A 14,955-nucleotide genomic window follows, 5' to 3' on the forward strand; every position below is an offset into this window, starting at 1 on the left:
ACCGGCCGGCAGCGGGTTGATTTATTCGCCGCGTTGCTGGGCGAACAGTTCGTCAAGTTTGCGTTCGTAGTCGTGGTAGCCCAGGAAGTCGTACAGTTCCATGCGCGTCTGCATGGTGTCCACCACGTTTTTCTGGGTGCCCTCTTCCCGAATCGTGCGGTACACGTTCAGCGCCGCCTGGTTCATGGCGCGGAACGCGGACAGCGGGTACAGGATCATGCTGGCGCCGGCGTCGCTGAGCTCCTCGCGGGTGAACAGCGGCGTGGCGCCGAATTCGGTGATGTTGGCCAGCAGCGGCGCGCCGCCCAGCCCTTCGGCGAACGCCTTGTAGTCTTCCAGGGTGTGCACGGCCTCGGCGAAGATGCCGTCGGCGCCCGCTTCCAGGCAGGCGCGGGCGCGATCGACAGCCGCGTCCAGCCCCTCTTTCTGGAACGCGTCGGTACGCGCGATGATAAAGAAGTCCTCGTCGGTGCGGGCGTCGGCGGCGGCCTTGATGCGGTCCACCATCTCCGCCTTGGAGACGATTTCCTTATTGGGGCGGTGGCCGCAGCGCTTCTGCGCCACCTGGTCTTCCAGGTGCACGGCGCCGGCGCCGGCGCGGATCATTTCCTTCACCGTGCGGCCGATGTTGAAAGCGCCGCCCCAGCCGGTGTCGATGTCCACCAGCAACGGCACGTCGGTGGCGGCGCTGATGCGGCGCACGTCCTCGAGCACGTCGTTCATGGTGGTCATGCCCAGGTCCGGCAGCCCGTAAGAGGCGTTGGCCACGCCGCCACCGGACAGGTAGATGGCGCGGTAACCGACCTGCTCCGCCATCATCGCCGTGTAAGCGTTAATCGTGCCCATGATCTGTAGGGGCTGTTCCTCGGCCAGGGCGCGCCGGAAACGGGCGCCGGCACTGTTCGACTGGGTCATTGTGGACTCCTTTGCTGGGCCTGCTGTTCGATGTTTTCCCGTGCCCGGCTGATGTGCCGGCGCATTAGCAGCTCGGCCATTTCGGCGTCACGCGCCTCGATGGCTTCGACAATGCGGCGGTGCTCGTGCAGGGCTTTTTGCGGCCGGTTGGCCACGGTGCTGAATTGATACCGGTACATGCGCACCAGGTGGTAAAGCTCGCCGATCAGCATGCGGATCAGCGTGCGATTGTGGCTGCCCTGGATGATGCGGTAATGAAAATCCAGGTCGCCCTCGCGTTGAAAATAGGCGGTGTCGTGGCGCAAGTCCTGCTGCTGCTCGTGCTGGCCGAGCAGCTCGGTGAGGCCGGCCACCTCCTCGGCGGTCATCAGCCGGGCGGCGAGGCCGGCGGCCAGCCCTTCCAGGGCCTCGCGCACATGGTAGATTTCGATCAGGTCGTCGAAGCTGAGAGACGCCACGCGGGTGCCGACGTGCACCTCGCGCTCCAGCAGCTTGCGCGATTCCAGGCGGCGGATCGCCTCGCGCAGCGGCCCCCGGCTGACCCCGTAGCGGCCGGCCAGGTCGGTTTCGCTGACCTTGCTGCCCGGGGCGATCACGCCGCGCACGATATCGTCCTGGAGCCGGCTGAAGACCCGATCCGCCAGGGTGCGCGAGCTGTCTACCAGGACTTCGTTCATGGGGGCGCTCATTCCGGTAGGCCGGGTCACCGTTCGGCGGCGGCCATTGTCGACAATTTTTCCAAGTGGCGGGCACTCTACCCGCACCGCCCCGACCTTTCAATGGTTATTGTCGACAATGGCGCCGGGCTCGCGGGCCGCCGCCACGGGCGCTACACTACGCGCTCCCCGCGGCCGGGCGCCCGCCCCGCCGCCATCGCTCAGAGAATTCAGGGTCGAAAGCGTGCAACCTGTGCAAGTTGTGGTGACTCGAAACGGCGAGCTCCAGGCCCTGGGGCCGCCGGCGCTGACGCTGCGCGCCGACAGCGCGGCGGACATCGAAGCCCTGCCCGCGCGCGTCGAGCAGGCCCTCGCCGAAGGCTGCCGGTTCGCCTGCGGCCTGGTGCCCTACGAAACCGGCGCCCTGCTGCACGGGCTGCCGGTGGCCGGGAAGCGCACGGGCATCACCGTGCACCTGTTCGATCACCCGCCCGGCCCGATGCCGGAACAGCGCGCGCCCTTTCAGCTGCGCCGCGAGTTCGAAGCCCAGCAAAGCGCCGCCGACTACCTTCAGGCGCTGGCGCGCATTCAGCACTACCTGCGCGCCGGCGACTGCTACCAGGTCAACTACGCGCAACGCTTCGAAGCGCGCTGGGACGGCGACGCCCTGGGCGGCTTCCAGCGTTTGGTGGCGGCGCACCCGGCGCCCCACGCCTGCTTCTTCCGGGACGAGGAGGATGCGGTGTTCGGCGTGTCGCCGGAGCGCTTTCTGAGTATTCAGGGGCGGGACGTGGTGACCGAGCCGATCAAGGGCTCCCGGCCCCGCGGCGCCACCGAGGTGGAAGACCGGGCCCTGGGCCGCGCCCTGCTCCGCCACCCCAAGGACCGCGCCGAAAACCTGATGATCGTGGACCTGCTGCGCAACGACCTGGGCCGCTTCTGCGACGCCGGCTCGATCCAGGCGGACCCGCTGTTCGAACTGCGCCGCTTCAGCAACGTGCAGCACCTGGTCTCCACCGTGCGCGGCCGGCTGCGCGACGGCGTCGCCCCGCTGGCCGCCCTGATCAGTGCCTTCCCCGGCGGCAGCATCACCGGCGCCCCCAAGAAACGCGCCATGCAGATCATCCAGGAACTGGAACCCGCCCCGCGCGGCGCCTACTGCGGCAGCCTGTTCTGGCAGGACGACCAGGGCCGCTTCGACAGCAACATCCTGATCCGCACCCTGCAAACCGACGGCGACCGCCTCCACTGCCACGGCGGTGGCGGCATTGTGTTCGATTCCGATCCGGACGAGGAATACGCGGAGAGCTGGTTTAAGGTCCGAAAACTGATGGGATCAGTTAACAGTTAACAGTGAATAGTTAACAGCGGAAAACAGTGCGCGGCTGCGAGGTTTGCGATCTAGCAAGGCAGGCGTTGCTCAAACGCAATGTACGCGGGCACGGCCTTCGATGCCGCTGCCACCCTGACCGCGCACTATTAACTGTTCACTATTAACTATTAACTATTAACTGCTCTCAACGAAGCCTCTAGCTAAGCGGAATATCCCTTTCGCTCGCTTTAATGATCTCCCCTTTCAAAGCGTCGTAGCTCTGTACAGAGGGGAATTGGGGGAATTCGGCGATGACGTTGTCGGGGGCGTGGAACAGGATGCCCTGGTCCGCTTCGCTGAGCATGGTGGTGTCGTTGTAGGAGTCGCCGGCGGCGATGATGCGGTAGTTGAGGGTGTGCAGGGCTTTCACCGAGGCGCGCTTGGGGTCTTTCTGGCGCAGGATGTAGTCGGTGATGCGGCCGTTGTCGTCCACCGCCAGGCGGTGGCACAGCAGGGTCGGCGAGCCGAGCTTGCGCATCAGCGGGCGGGCAAACTCATAGAAGGTGTCCGAGAGGATGATCAGCTGGAAATGCTCGCGGGCCCATTCGACGAATTCCACCGCGCCGTCCAGCGGGTCCAGGGTGTCGATCACCTTCTGGATGTCCGGCAGGCCGTAGCCGTGCTGGTCGAGGATGCCAAGCCGCATTTTCATCAGCTCGTCGTAGTCGGGAATGTCCCGGGTGGTGGCGCGCAGCTCGTCGATACCGGTGCGCTCGGCGAAGTTGATCCAGATTTCCGGAATCAGCACCCCTTCCAAATCGAGACAAAGCAATTCCACGATGATCCCCTAGGTCGTTGAAGGCGGGCACAATGTAGCCGCGCGCCCGGCGCTTTGCAACGGCCAGGGATCGCCGCCGGGCGCGTCAGCGCACCGGCAGGTCCAGGTCGGCGAACAGCACCTCCCGCTCTTCGCGGGTGCTGGCGCGGACCGCCGCGTCCACCCGCTCGCGGGTGAGATGGGGGGCGAAGGTTTGCAGGAATTCGTACATAAAGCCGCGCAGGAAGGTGCCCTTGCGGAAGCCGATGCGGGTGGTGCTGGGTTCGAACAGATGGCCGGCGTCCAGATTCACCAGGCCTTTGTCCTGCACCGGGTCCACCGCCATGTGGGCGACGATGCCCACGCCCATGCCCAGGCGCACATAGGTTTTGATCACGTCCGCGTCGGCGGCGGTGAACACCACCCGCGGCTCCAGCCCTTTGCGCGCGAAGGCGTCGTCGAGCTTGCTGCGCCCGGTGAAACCGAACACATAGGTGACCAGCGGGTAGTCCGCCAGGGCTTCCAGGGTGAGCGGTTTGACTTCGGTGAGCGGGTGCCCCTCGGGCACCACCACGGTCCGGTTCCAGCGGTAACAGGGCATCATCACCAGGTCGGAGAACAGGTCCAGCGCTTCGGTGGCGATGGCGAAATCGACGCTGCCGTCGGCGGCCATCTCGGCGATCTGCATGGGCGTGCCCTGGTTCATATGCAGGGACACGTCCGGAAAACGCTTGGTGAACTGCTGGATCACCGGCGGCAGCGCGTAGCGCGCCTGGGTGTGGGTGGTGGCGATGCTCAGATCGCCCTTGGTTTCGTCGCGGAACTCCTGGGCCACCCGCTTGATCGATTCGGTCTGCTGCAGGATTTCCCCGGCGATGCGCAGAATCGCCTCGCCGGCGGGCGTCACATGGGTCAGGTGTTTGCCGCTGCGGGCGAACACTTCCACGCCCAGTTCATCCTCCAGCATGCGGATCTGCTTGCTGATGCCCGGCTGCGACGTATACAACGCCTGGGCGGTGGCGGATACGTTGAGGTCATGGCGCGCCACTTCCCAGATGTAGCGTAGCTGCTGCAGCTTCATCGAATGCTCCTTGCCGGCGACACCCGCCGTTTACGCGGAGTTATAAGAATAGCCGAAATTATGCATTCCAAGCATAGAGGCAAGCAAAGACGCTGGCAACGGGAAGCCGGCGGGCGCGTCAGGCGTCTTCCGGGCGCGGGTTGGAAATGCCGTGGGGCACATGGCCGGCGGCCACATGTTCCCGGGCCGATTCGCAATGGCCCTGCTGATCGTCGAAGAACACGTCCGCGCCGAACGCCTTCAGGAAAGGCCCTTTGGGCAGCCCGCCCAGGAACAGGCTTTCGTCCAGGCGGATGCCCCAGCCGCGCAGGGTGCGCACCACCCGTTCATGGGCCGGCGCCGAGCGGGCGGTGACCAGCGCGGTGCGAATCGGGCAGCGTTGCGGGGAAAACTCCCGCTGAATCTGATGCAGGGCTTCCAGAAACGCCTTGAACGGACCGTCGCTGAGCGGCTGCCGGGCGGCCTGCTTTTCGCTGGCGGTGAAGGCTTCCAGCCCGCTGCTCTGGAACACCTGCTCGGACTCGTCGGAGAACAATACCGCGTCGCCGTCGAAGGCAATACGCAGCAGGTCGTCCTTATGCTGCAGCCCGGCGCCGGAAAGAATGGTGGCGGCGGCGTAGCCGGCGTCCAGAACCTGGCGAACGTCCTCGGGATCGGTGGACAGGAACAGGTGGGCGCCGAACGCGGACACATAGCGGTGCGGGCTTTCGCCGCCGGCGAACGCCGCCCGGGTGATCGGCAGACCGTAATGCTCGATGGAATTGAACACGCGCAGGCCGGTGTCGGAGCTGTTGCGCGACAACAGGATCACCTCCACCCGGCCGGCGCCCTCTTCCAGCTCGTTGATCGCCAGCAGCTTGGTCACCAGAGGGAAGGCGTCGCCGGGTGGCAGCACGTCGTCCTCATGGGCGATCTGATAATCCTGGTAGGCGTCCAGGCCTTCCTTCTCGAACACCCGGTGGCTGTCGCTGAGATCGAACAGGGCCCGGGAGCTGATCGCCACCACCAATTTTCCGTCAAAGGACGCCGGCATAGCCCACCTTTTTTCCACCGTCATTCAATTGGGCGCAGTATCACCGCTGTCCGATAAAACCACAACACGACCACCGTGTTACAGGAATTGACCAGAAAGCCTGCAAAGCCAACCCCCTTGGCGGTTGTCCAGCTTAAAAATGTGACATACAGTTTCCTGGACGTCCGCACCGCGGACCCAAATCAGCACGGGGAAAGGGAGTCATCCATGGCCGTTAATAAGGTAAGAGGTCGTCTCGACGAACTGCAGGCGCAGATTCGCAAGCTCGCCGAGCGCTTTGATAATGAACGCGACAAGCAGATCGCCCAGCTTGAATCTCAGCTCGATAAGGCCCGCCAACGGGTCAACGAAGAGATGAAGCGACGCCGCGACAGCCTCAACCGGCTGGAGAAACTGCAGAACGAGTACCGGGACAAAGCCAACGCCACGGTGCAGCGCCAGCTCGACCGCGCCCGCAAGGCCGTGGACGACGCCCGCAAACGGGTGGACGACTCCGAAGCCCGCAAGCGCTTTCTGGAAACCGAAGTGAAGGTGCTCAAGGCCACTGCCAAACAGGCCAACAGCCTGGCCAAGGTGATCAACCAGTACCAGAAGGATCTGGAGAAGCGCGCCAAGGACATCGAGAAGCGGGTCAGCCCTTCCGCCCGCAAGGCACCGGCCAAGAAAGCCGCCGCCAAGAAAAGCGCGGCTAAAAAGAGCCCCGCCAAGAAAGCCGCGGCCAAGAAAAGCACCGCGAAAAAGAGCGCCGCCAAAAAGAGCGCGGTGAAGAAAGCCCCGGCCAAGAAGAAGGCGGCCCGCAAGGCGCCCGCCAAAAAGGCGGCGAGCTCCGGAGACTCCGGCGGCGCCACCCCCTCAAGCTGAACGCAAAGCGGCCCGGGCATCACCACCCGGGCCGCTTCGCTTCACGCCGGCTGAACGGGGTTACGGCTGCAGCAGCAGCGACTCGAAATACGCCACCACCGGTTTCTGGTGGGATTTTTCCATCGCCGGAATGCCCTTCTCCACCGAGGACGCGGACGCCTTCTTGATGGTGGCGCGGGCACCGGACACCAGCCCGCGATTGATACGGCCCAGCTCCAGATTGCCCACGGTTTTGTCGAGATAGTTCTCGATGGCGCCGGCGCTGATGCCGTCCATCACTTCCACCAGGCGCGGCATCTGGCCGTTGCCGTCGGCGAATTCCTGGAACACCAGCGAGGCACGCTCGGCCAGCGCCGGCGACAGCGGGTAACCGATGTAGACCTGACCGTCCTTCTCCAGCCGCAGGTTGCGGAAGTGCTCGGCCAGCGCGCGCTGCTCTTCAACGCTGGTCTTGCGCATCAGGCGCCCGGCCAGGCCGTGGGCGGCTTTACTGATGACCTTCATGGCACCAAGGATCACGTTCACCGCGGTGCCCTTGGCGTTGACCGCGTCGATGGGCCCGGTGAAGTAGGTGTGCAGCACTTCGTCGAGGAAGGGATCCATGATCGCTTCCAGTTCCTGCACATGGTTGCTGTCCGGTTCTTCGCGGGTAATTTCCAGGAAGGCGTCGATCCGGTCGCGCAACTCGTCGGAGGCCGGAAAGGCCACGTAAAGGGTGGGTTGGCTCATAATTATCGGCTCGGCTTACTGCGATTCAGAAGCCGCGGATGATAATTCAAGCCCGCGCCGGAAACGTCCGCCTTCGCGACTGCGGGCCTTGTCTGTGGGGTCAGTCGAAGCGGATCAGACGGCGACCCGTGCACGCCAGGCGTCCAGCACGCCGGCCAGGCGCTCGGCGGCGGCACGCACCGCCGCGCCCTGCTCTTCCTCCAGGCGCAGCCGCGCCACGTCCTGACGGTTGCGCTCCGCCGGCGCCAGCTCGCGGCGCTGCTCGCCGCGGGTGAAGTGACCACAGTCTTCCGCCAGACGGTGGATCGCCGCCAGATCCACTTTCGGCTCAATGCCCTGGGGTAGGCAGTCCAGCAGCACGCTGATGCGGATGCTGGCCTCGGCGCTGTCCACTTGTTCCTGCAGCAGGGCGCGGCAGAGAATGCTCAGGTTCTCCAGCACGTCGAGATGCCGGGCGGCCTGCCGGCGCCGCTCTTCACGTTTGCGCGAAGCCCGCAGGATCAACATCCCCAGCAGCGCGCCTATGGCGAGCCCCATGAGGGCCACGAGTACCAACTTCCAAGCCATGCCGGTGCATCCTTAAAGCGATTGATTTGCGACCTACAAGCCACCATTGTACGGCACGTGGCATCAGCAACCCATGAACACCACCGCAACGCCGCCCACGGAGAGGCAACGCCTTTGGATCTGAACCTCCAGCGCGACTGGCAACCCCTGCTCGAACAGCTCCAGCCCCTGCTGCCGATTCTCACCGTCACCGGCGTGGTGATGGCCGTGGCGTCGATGCTGGCGATTCCCTGGCTGCTGGTGCGCATGCCCCAGGATTACTTCAACACCCCCAGCCGGCCGCTCCATTACCGGGGCCCGCTGGGCTGGTGCCTCTGGCTGGTGCGCAACGCCCTGGCGCTGGTGCTGCTGGCCGCCGGCATCCTGATGCTGGTGCTGCCCGGCCAGGGCATTCTGACCATTCTGATCGCGCTGATGGTCAGCACTTTTCCGGGGAAATACCGCATGGAACGCGCTATCATGCGCCGCCCGAGGGTGCTGCGCGCGGCCAACTGGATTCGCCGCCGCTACCACAAGCCCGAGCTCAACCCACCCCGCGACACCGAGAGGCCCTGAATGCCCATTGATAGTCCCGCCATCCGCTGGCTCGACGATCATTTGCTGCTGCTGGATCAACGCCATCTGCCGTTACGCACCGAGTGGCTGGCGATCCACGACGCCGCCGGCGCCGCCGGCGCGATCCGCGACATGGCGGTACGCGGCGCCCCGGCGATCGGCATCACCGCCGCCTACGGCCTGGCGCTGGAAGCCCTGGGCCTGGGCCGGCGCGCGTCCCTGGAAACACTGCGCCCGGCGCTGGAAACCCTGGCCGCCAGCCGCCCCACCGCGGTCAATCTGTTCTGGGCCCTGGAGCGCCTGCAGCGGCTCGGCGCCGACCTGGAAGGCGAGGCCCTGGGCCGCCGCCTGGCCCGCGAAGCGGAGAGCATTCACCAGGACGACCAGGCCGCCAATCTGCGCCTGGGCGAACTGGGCGCCGCCCTGCTGCCCCACGACGCCCGCGTCTATACCCACTGCAACACCGGCGCGCTGGCCACCGGCGGCCACGGCACCGCCCTGGGCATCATCCGCTCCGCCTGGCGCGGCGGCCATCTGCGCGAGGTGATCGCCGGCGAGACCCGCCCCTGGCTGCAGGGCGCCCGGCTCACCACCTGGGAGCTGATGCAGGAAAACATTCCCGTCACCCTGGTGGCGGACAGCGCCGCCGGCATGTTGATGGCGGCGGGCCGCGTCGATGCGGTGGTGGTGGGCGCGGACCGCATCGCCGCCAACGGCGACACCGCCAACAAGATCGGCACCTACGGGCTCGCCGTGCTGGCCCGTCACCACGGTCTGCCGTTCATCGTCGCGGCGCCGGATTCCACCCTGGACCCGGCCATGACCGACGGCAGCAGTATCGTCATCGAGGAGCGTGCCGCCGACGAAGTGCGCCGGGTGGGCGGCCAGCCTCTGGCACCGGAACAGTGCCCGGTTTACAACCCGGCGTTCGACGTGACGCCGGCCTCGTTGATCACCGCCATCGTCACCGAAAGCGGCGTGGTGCACTCGCCGGACGCGGCCAGCGTCGCCGAGCATCTGTCGCGCCTGAACCGGAGGTCCTGATGAGTCACCGCCCCTACTCCACTAGCGCCTACCGGGAAGCGGCCCGCGCCCTGGCCGCCACCGGCCGCCGCATCTACGGCCAGGGCTGGTCGCCGGCCACCAGCAGCAATTATTCGCTGCGCCTCAACGAGGACCACGCGGCGATCACCCGTTCCGGCCGCGACAAAGGCCTGCTGGAAGAGACCGACATCATGGTGGTGGACATGGAAGGCGCCGCCGTCGGCGACGGCAAGCCCTCCGCCGAGACCCTGCTGCACACCCAGCTCTACCGCCGGTTGCCGGACTGCGGCGCGGTGCTGCACACCCACAGCCACGCCTCCACGGTGCTCACCATGCACTGGCCCGCCAACCACATCACCCTGGAAGGCTACGAGCTGCTCAAGGCCCTGCACGGCGTGCAAACCCATGACACGCGGCTTACCATTCCGGTGTTTGAAAACAGCCAGGACATCGCCGCGCTGGCGGCCGAGGTGGACCGGGCCATGGACGCCGGCGACGCCGGCCACGCCTACTTGATCCGCGGCCACGGCCTGTACACCTGGGCGGCGGACATCGGCGCCTGCTATCGCCAGCTGGAAGCGCTGGAAACCCTGCTGGCCGTGGAACTGGACCGGCGCCGCCTGGGCTGATCGGCGGCGGCCCCCTGAGGAGGAAAACCCCATGAGTAATTTGAAAGTGTTTCGCGACGGGCATCCCGAGCAACCCGAACAGATCATCAACGACAAGCTGGCCATGGCCGAGGAACTGGCCAAGGTGGGCATTCGCTACGAACAATGGCAGGCCGTCGGCGCACTCACCGAGCAGCCCAGCCAGGAAGAAGTGCTGGACGTCTATCGCCGGGAAATCGACCGGCTGATCGACGAGGAAGGCTACCAGAGCGTGGACGTGGTCAGCATGACCCCGGAGCACCCGCAAAAGCAGGCGGCGCGGGAAAAATTCCTTGAGGAACACAGCCACAGCGAAGACGAAGTGCGGTTCTTCGTCGACGGCCAGGGCCTGTTCAGCCTGCACATCGGCGAGCGCATCTACGAAGTGCTGTGCACCAAAGGCGACCTGATCTCGGTGCCGGCCAACACCCCGCACTGGTTCGATATGGGGCCCAACCCCAACTTCACCGCCATCCGCTTGTTCAATAACCCGGAAGGCTGGGTCGCCAACTTCACCGGCAGCGACATCGCCCAGCGTTTTAATCGTCTGGAGAATTGATGATCCGCGCCATTCTCACCGACATCGAAGGCACCACCAGCAGCATCCGCTTCGTCAAGGAAGTGCTGTTCCCCTACGCCGCCGACCAGATGGGCGACTTTCTGGCGCGCCACTGGGACGACCCGGCGGTGGCGGAACAGGTGGCGGCGGCGCGGCGCGACAGCGGTGAAACCCTGGACACGCCGGAACAGGCCGCCGCGCTGATGCGCGCCTGGATCGATCAGGACCGCAAAGCCACGCCGCTGAAAGCGCTGCAGGGCATGATCTGGGAAAGCGGCTACCGCAACGGCGATTACCAGGCGCACCTTTATCCGGACGCCGCCCGGCGGCTGCGCGACTGGCACGACCAGGGCTTCCCGCTGTACGTCTACTCCTCCGGTTCGGTGGCCGCCCAGAAGCTGTTCTTCGGCTACTCGGAAGCCGGCGACCTGACGCCGCTGTTCCAGGGCTATTTCGACACCACCAGCGGCGGCAAGAAAGAAGCCACCAGCTACCGGCGCATCAGCGACGCCATCGGCCTGCCCGGCCACGAGATTCTGTTTCTTTCCGACGTGGAAGCCGAACTCGACGCCGCCCGCGAGGCCGGCCTGCACACCGTGCTGCTGGATCGGGACAACGCCCTGCCCGACGGTGTCCACCCCAGGGTTACCGACTTCGACGCCATCGATCCTGCTTCCTTCTAGCGCTCGGCGTTTAGCCCGGGGGGGTTCCCTCCAGAGGCTGTGTCAGGCCCTTGTGGGAGCGGGCCCTGCCCGCGAAAGGGAGCGGAGCTCCCGGCAGGATTCCAGAGACCTTTATCGTTCCGGTGTTCGGTTGCTCCGTATCCGAGACGCGGTGCAATGGTGGTGCCTTCCGGGATCGCTCAAGCCATCCCTGGCCGCTCTCATTTGGCCATCCCTGGCCAAATAGGTCCCTCCAGGCACCACCATTGCCCCGCTCACTTTGCAGCGGCACCGCCACGGGTCAGAACACCGCCTGGACCTTTCTACGAAGTGGGGTTTGTGGCGGCGAATCTCCCAAGGAGCCCCGGGATCGGGTGTGCCCATCCAGGACCGTGTTTGGCCAGGGATGGCCAAAGCGGTCCGCCGCCCGGCCGAGCCTACAGGGATGTACTCGTGGCGTGTCCTGGATGGACACACCCGATCCCGGGGCGGGCTCTCTGGAGAGAAAAGTCTCTGGGATCCTGCCGGGTGGCTAATGCCACCCTTTCGCGGGCAGGGCCCGCTCCCACAACCCTGCCCGGTACCTCGCCCCTGATGGAGAGTGCTCTCCCACTAAGGGCTGCCCTTAATGCAGCGAAAGATGACGAACTTGGCGTTGCGGGCCACGGTGTCCACGCGTGGGAACAGCTTGCCGAGCGGGCGCTGGTAGCCGAGGTGCTGGTTGGCGACCACGCGGAGTTCGCCGCCGGGGGCGAGCCGGCGGGCGGCCTGGCGGAACAGGCCGCGGGCGACCCGGTCGTCCACCGCGTGGCCGCGGTGGAACGGCGGGTTGAGCAGAATCAGGTCGAACTGCTTGTCGATGCCTTCCAGGCCGTTGCCCAGGTGGAAGTGGTGGCGCTCCGGTTGCCGGTCGTGGTCGGCCACGTTGGCGCGGGCGCTTTCCACCGCCAGGAAGGAGACGTCGCAGAAGGTGACCCGCGCCGGGTTGTCCGCCGCCAGGCTCAGCCCCAATACGCCGTTGCCGCAGCCCAGGTCGGCGACATCACCGCTGACGTCGGTGGGAAGGTGGTCGAGCAGAAAGCGGGCGCCGATATCCAGATGGCGGCGGCCGAATACGCCGGGGCCGGCCTGCAGGGTCCAGCCCCGTTCGGGAACGGCCACGCGGGCCGGTTCCGGCGCATCGCGCAGGGCGGCGCCGGGTGCTTCGGCGGTGAACAGCCGCGCTTTTTTCCAGCCGAGCCCGGCGCGGCCGTTGCCGAGCCAGTGTTCCAGCAGCGGCACCAGTTGGGCCGGCAGATGCTTGTCCATGCCCGCCAGCCATACCGGGGTGCCCGCCGGCAGGTAGTCCGCCAGCCAGGCGAGCTGCGCTTCCAGCAGGGAGACCGCTTTGGGCAGTCGCAGCAGCACCTGATCCGGCGCCCGGGGCGGCGTTTGCCAGGGCCACAGCCAGGCGTCGCCGGGGGCCGCGCGGCCGTTGTCCTCGGCGTTGGCGACGGCGGCGCGCCAGCACAGCCAGTCGTCGCCGGCGCTCCAGGCCGGGCCGGACGCGGCGGCGGTGAGCCAGAGGGCGCCGCACTGGTCGTTGAGGACCAGCGTGGCCGGCCCGCGCCGGTGCCCGTCGAGTTGTTTGAGCAGATAGCGGTCGGCCGCGTCGAACGGCAGCAAGGGGTCGCCGCGTCGGTGCGGCCAGCGTTTCAGGGCCAGCGGGCCCAGGTTGGCTTCGGCCATAATCAGTGTGGGAGCAAGCTCAGGAAGCGCGCATTGTGCCCGTGGCACCCGGCTTTGGCCAGAATATGCGCAACCGGTACATCCGCCGGGTTAAAACGGTGGCATTCTCAAATTTCGCTGCTAGAATACGCCGCACATTCGGAGTATAGCTCAGCCTGGTAGAGCACTACGTTCGGGACGTAGGGGTCGCAGGTTCGAATCCTGCTACTCCGACCAAATTAAAAAAGCCGACCCTCGGGTCGGCTTTTTTATTGCCTGGCGATCGACAATCAGAAGGTGTAGACCAGCGACACACTGGTTTCCTGATCGGTGTTGTGGGTGCCGTCAGGCACTTCGGAATCACGGGTCACCAGGTGGCTCAGACGCATGGCGAAGTGATCGTTGATCTTCGAGGTCAGGGACGTTTCGGAACGCACCGAGGTGTTGTCCTCGCCCACTTCCGTGGAAACCGCCTGACGGAAGGAAGCGTTTTCGCTGATCGTCCATTTGTAGTTACCGGCGAAACGGGCGATCACGCTTTCATCCTTGTTGTCACAGCCGGTATAGGAATCCTCCGGCTCCAGACACTCCACGCGGTAACCGGGACCGGCTTCAAGGTCCAGGGTGTGCGCCGGCGTTTCCAGGAAACGGCGACCCAGACCGAGCGCGTAGCTGGCCTGATACTGGAACCCCGAGAAGTTGTCTTTGTCGTAGGTCAGCACGTTGAACAGATAGTTGTTGTCGGTCAGTTTGCGGTCGAGCTTGTAGGAGGCGTAGTAGCGTTCCGCGGTGCGCTCTTCCTCGCCATCATCGTTATCGCTCATGGTGTTGACGGCTTCCGCCTTGGCGGTCTGGCGCCAGTTGACGCCGTCATGGGCGGCGTTGACCTTGCCGACAATCGACTCGGATTCGCTGTTGCCCCGCGAGAGGAGGTAGGACGCCTCCGTTTCGATGTCCCAGGCGCGCTCCTGAGCACTCTCCTGCTCCGCTTCCTGGGCGTGAACCATCGCCGGCATTACCGCCACGCCGCACGCCAGGGCCAACCAATTTTTACGCATTATTCCTCCTCGAAGTGATTGTCGATCCGGTACCCGGGGATATCGCTTTGAACGTACGGGTGGCCACGGCAAGCCAACGCGAACAGAGCTTGCCGCGGGCCTCGATCAACGGGATTCGGTGCTCTGTGTGTGCGGCTGGTAGCGCTCCACCAGCTGGAAAACAGCGAAAAAGAGCACGGTGAAAAACACATTGCCGGCCAGGGTCTTCCACAGGAACGGCAGACCGGCGGCGTAGCTGGCCAGCAGGCCGGAAGCGTCCGCCGGATACAGCACGCCGGCGGCCCAGACGCCGAAGTTGGTGACGGCGTAGAACAGCAGTGCCGCCGCCACCGCGCCGCCGGTGTGGGCCAGCAGGCCCCGTCGGCGCAGCAGCACCCCGCCCAGGGCGATCACGGCGAAGGCGCCGTAGACGTACAAGGCGGTATCATGGAAGCCGAGAATCAGATCGGACGCCACCAGGGTGGCGAGCGGCACCAGTACCCGGGCCAGGGGTTGGCGCAAATAAGCCCCGGCGAACAACGCCAGCGCCCCCATCGGCGTCATATTGAAATCGTGCGGCACCACGCGCCACAGAAAAGCGAAGCCGGCCAAAGCCAGCACTACGATCACGGTACGACGCATCAAACTCCCCTTACACTGTCCTAAACCGCCGCGGGAGAGCGGCGCTGTTCAATGGGCGGGAGTATAACGCACCTGCCACGTTGGGTAACCCGGCCACAGCCGGTATAATGCGCGCCCCGGTTTTCCACGGG

Annotated in this window: 17 protein-coding genes and 1 tRNA gene; 8 read left to right on the forward strand and 10 right to left on the reverse strand. The window is 65.7% G+C overall.

Translation table 11 applies throughout. The features are described from left to right. Positions 1 to 21: 21 nt before the first annotated feature. Together prpB and ACMG4O_RS11225 are read right to left on the reverse strand one after the other, a co-directional pair. Positions 22 to 915: a methylisocitrate lyase gene (gene prpB, locus ACMG4O_RS11220; RefSeq protein WP_214011620.1), complete on the reverse strand. Its 894-nt coding sequence runs from the start codon at positions 913 to 915 to the stop codon at positions 22 to 24. Next, on the reverse strand, positions 912 to 1,592 hold the full coding sequence (locus ACMG4O_RS11225; RefSeq protein WP_142950136.1) for a GntR family transcriptional regulator: 681 nt from the start codon (positions 1,590 to 1,592) through the stop codon (positions 912 to 914). Before ACMG4O_RS11225 ends, prpB begins: the two co-directional genes overlap by 4 nt. Positions 1,593 to 1,815: 223 nt before the next feature. Between ACMG4O_RS11225 and ACMG4O_RS11230 the strand changes: the two genes are divergently transcribed. Next, positions 1,816 to 2,922: an anthranilate synthase component I family protein gene (locus ACMG4O_RS11230; protein WP_414433807.1), complete on the forward strand. Its 1,107-nt coding sequence runs from the start codon at positions 1,816 to 1,818 to the stop codon at positions 2,920 to 2,922. Positions 2,923 to 3,100: 178 nt separating this feature from the next. On the opposite strand, the gene thrH is transcribed toward ACMG4O_RS11230, so the two are convergent. From thrH to ACMG4O_RS11245, 3 genes are all read right to left on the reverse strand, one after another. Then, positions 3,101 to 3,721: a bifunctional phosphoserine phosphatase/homoserine phosphotransferase ThrH gene (gene thrH, locus ACMG4O_RS11235; protein ID WP_286875046.1), complete on the reverse strand. Its 621-nt coding sequence runs from the start codon at positions 3,719 to 3,721 to the stop codon at positions 3,101 to 3,103. A gap of 85 nt (positions 3,722 to 3,806) precedes the next feature. Then, positions 3,807 to 4,781 carry an HTH-type transcriptional regulator CysB gene (gene cysB, locus ACMG4O_RS11240; protein WP_142950139.1) on the reverse strand — a complete coding sequence of 325 codons (975 nt, stop codon included), beginning with the start codon at positions 4,779 to 4,781 and terminating at the stop codon, positions 3,807 to 3,809. Between the two features lie 118 nt (positions 4,782 to 4,899). Continuing rightward, positions 4,900 to 5,814, reverse strand: coding sequence for a 5'-nucleotidase (locus ACMG4O_RS11245; protein ID WP_142950140.1), 915 nt, complete (start codon positions 5,812 to 5,814; stop codon positions 4,900 to 4,902). 207 nt (positions 5,815 to 6,021) lie between these two features. Between ACMG4O_RS11245 and ACMG4O_RS11250 the strand changes: the two genes are divergently transcribed. Then, a complete protein-coding gene (locus tag ACMG4O_RS11250; protein ID WP_348322135.1) occupies positions 6,022 to 6,675 on the forward strand; it encodes a hypothetical protein in 654 nt (217 codons plus the stop codon). Positions 6,676 to 6,735: 60 nt separating this feature from the next. Here the strand turns inward: ACMG4O_RS11250 and ACMG4O_RS11255 are convergent, their stop codons facing one another. Next, complete coding sequence (locus ACMG4O_RS11255; protein ID WP_142950142.1) at positions 6,736 to 7,404, reverse strand: hypothetical protein; 669 nt, start codon at positions 7,402 to 7,404, stop codon at positions 6,736 to 6,738. Positions 7,405 to 7,518: 114 nt separating this feature from the next. Further along, positions 7,519 to 7,971: a DUF2489 domain-containing protein gene (locus ACMG4O_RS11260; protein ID WP_228548171.1), complete on the reverse strand. Its 453-nt coding sequence runs from the start codon at positions 7,969 to 7,971 to the stop codon at positions 7,519 to 7,521. A gap of 114 nt (positions 7,972 to 8,085) precedes the next feature. On the opposite strand from ACMG4O_RS11260, the gene ACMG4O_RS11265 reads away from it, so the two are divergent. Genes ACMG4O_RS11265 through mtnC form a run of 5 tightly spaced genes read left to right on the forward strand, consistent with a single transcriptional unit; the run spans position 8,086 to position 11,459 of the window. Further along, positions 8,086 to 8,526 (forward strand): hypothetical protein, encoded by a 441-nt coding sequence (locus tag ACMG4O_RS11265; RefSeq protein ID WP_185956974.1) that lies wholly within the window; start codon positions 8,086 to 8,088, stop codon positions 8,524 to 8,526. Next, positions 8,527 to 9,570, forward strand: a complete 1,044-nt coding sequence (gene mtnA / locus ACMG4O_RS11270) for an S-methyl-5-thioribose-1-phosphate isomerase (protein WP_414433808.1) — start codon at positions 8,527 to 8,529, stop codon at positions 9,568 to 9,570. It abuts the gene before it with no gap. Continuing rightward, on the forward strand, positions 9,570 to 10,199 hold the full coding sequence (locus tag ACMG4O_RS11275; protein ID WP_414433809.1) for a methylthioribulose 1-phosphate dehydratase: 630 nt from the start codon (positions 9,570 to 9,572) through the stop codon (positions 10,197 to 10,199). Before mtnA ends, ACMG4O_RS11275 begins: the two co-directional genes overlap by 1 nt. A gap of 31 nt (positions 10,200 to 10,230) precedes the next feature. Continuing rightward, entirely contained in the window at positions 10,231 to 10,776 is a 546-nt protein-coding gene (locus ACMG4O_RS11280; protein ID WP_142950145.1) for a 1,2-dihydroxy-3-keto-5-methylthiopentene dioxygenase, read from the forward strand. Next, positions 10,776 to 11,459 (forward strand): acireductone synthase, encoded by a 684-nt coding sequence (gene mtnC, locus ACMG4O_RS11285; protein WP_414433810.1) that lies wholly within the window; start codon positions 10,776 to 10,778, stop codon positions 11,457 to 11,459. The genes ACMG4O_RS11280 and mtnC overlap by 1 nt, the downstream gene beginning before the upstream one ends. 591 nt (positions 11,460 to 12,050) lie before the next feature. Here mtnC and ACMG4O_RS11290 read toward each other — a convergent pair. Further along, the gene (locus ACMG4O_RS11290) at positions 12,051 to 13,166 is read right to left on the reverse strand and encodes a methyltransferase (protein ID WP_414433811.1); all 1,116 of its coding nucleotides are present in this window, start codon (positions 13,164 to 13,166) and stop codon (positions 12,051 to 12,053) included. Between the two features lie 139 nt (positions 13,167 to 13,305). Here ACMG4O_RS11290 and ACMG4O_RS11295 point away from each other — a divergent pair. Continuing rightward, a tRNA-Pro gene (locus ACMG4O_RS11295) sits at positions 13,306 to 13,382 on the forward strand. Between the two features lie 53 nt (positions 13,383 to 13,435). On the opposite strand, the gene ACMG4O_RS11300 is transcribed toward ACMG4O_RS11295, so the two are convergent. Together ACMG4O_RS11300 and ACMG4O_RS11305 are read right to left on the reverse strand one after the other, a co-directional pair. After that, on the reverse strand, positions 13,436 to 14,203 hold the full coding sequence (locus ACMG4O_RS11300) for a DUF481 domain-containing protein (RefSeq protein WP_142948758.1): 768 nt from the start codon (positions 14,201 to 14,203) through the stop codon (positions 13,436 to 13,438). Between the two features lie 105 nt (positions 14,204 to 14,308). Further along, positions 14,309 to 14,824, reverse strand: coding sequence for a DUF6580 family putative transport protein (locus tag ACMG4O_RS11305; RefSeq protein WP_194856013.1), 516 nt, complete (start codon positions 14,822 to 14,824; stop codon positions 14,309 to 14,311). Positions 14,825 to 14,955 lie beyond the last annotated feature (131 nt).

It is taken from the genome of Alloalcanivorax venustensis (assembly GCF_047495515.1).
Taxonomy (GTDB): domain Bacteria; phylum Pseudomonadota; class Gammaproteobacteria; order Pseudomonadales; family Alcanivoracaceae; genus Alloalcanivorax; species Alloalcanivorax venustensis.

Excerpts from the sequence above, each read along its gene's own strand:
- prpB (WP_214011620.1), bottom strand. The coding sequence starts at position 915 with ATGACCCAGTCGAACAGTGCCGGCGCCCGTTTCCGGCGCGCCCTGGCC.
- ACMG4O_RS11225 (WP_142950136.1), bottom strand. The coding sequence starts at position 1,592 with ATGAACGAAGTCCTGGTAGACAGCTCGCGCACCCTGGCGGATCGGGTC.
- cysB (WP_142950139.1), bottom strand. The coding sequence starts at position 4,781 with ATGAAGCTGCAGCAGCTACGCTACATCTGGGAAGTGGCGCGCCATGAC.
- ACMG4O_RS11245 (WP_142950140.1), bottom strand. The coding sequence starts at position 5,814 with ATGCCGGCGTCCTTTGACGGAAAATTGGTGGTGGCGATCAGCTCCCGG.
- ACMG4O_RS11250 (WP_348322135.1), top strand. The coding sequence starts at position 6,022 with ATGGCCGTTAATAAGGTAAGAGGTCGTCTCGACGAACTGCAGGCGCAG.
- ACMG4O_RS11255 (WP_142950142.1), bottom strand. The coding sequence starts at position 7,404 with ATGAGCCAACCCACCCTTTACGTGGCCTTTCCGGCCTCCGACGAGTTG.
- ACMG4O_RS11260 (WP_228548171.1), bottom strand. The coding sequence starts at position 7,971 with ATGGCTTGGAAGTTGGTACTCGTGGCCCTCATGGGGCTCGCCATAGGC.
- mtnA (WP_414433808.1), top strand. The coding sequence starts at position 8,527 with ATGCCCATTGATAGTCCCGCCATCCGCTGGCTCGACGATCATTTGCTG.
- ACMG4O_RS11275 (WP_414433809.1), top strand. The coding sequence starts at position 9,570 with ATGAGTCACCGCCCCTACTCCACTAGCGCCTACCGGGAAGCGGCCCGC.
- ACMG4O_RS11280 (WP_142950145.1), top strand. The coding sequence starts at position 10,231 with ATGAGTAATTTGAAAGTGTTTCGCGACGGGCATCCCGAGCAACCCGAA.
- mtnC (WP_414433810.1), top strand. The coding sequence starts at position 10,776 with ATGATCCGCGCCATTCTCACCGACATCGAAGGCACCACCAGCAGCATC.
- ACMG4O_RS11290 (WP_414433811.1), bottom strand. The coding sequence starts at position 13,166 with ATGGCCGAAGCCAACCTGGGCCCGCTGGCCCTGAAACGCTGGCCGCAC.
- ACMG4O_RS11300 (WP_142948758.1), bottom strand. The coding sequence starts at position 14,203 with ATGCGTAAAAATTGGTTGGCCCTGGCGTGCGGCGTGGCGGTAATGCCG.
- ACMG4O_RS11305 (WP_194856013.1), bottom strand. The coding sequence starts at position 14,824 with ATGCGTCGTACCGTGATCGTAGTGCTGGCTTTGGCCGGCTTCGCTTTT.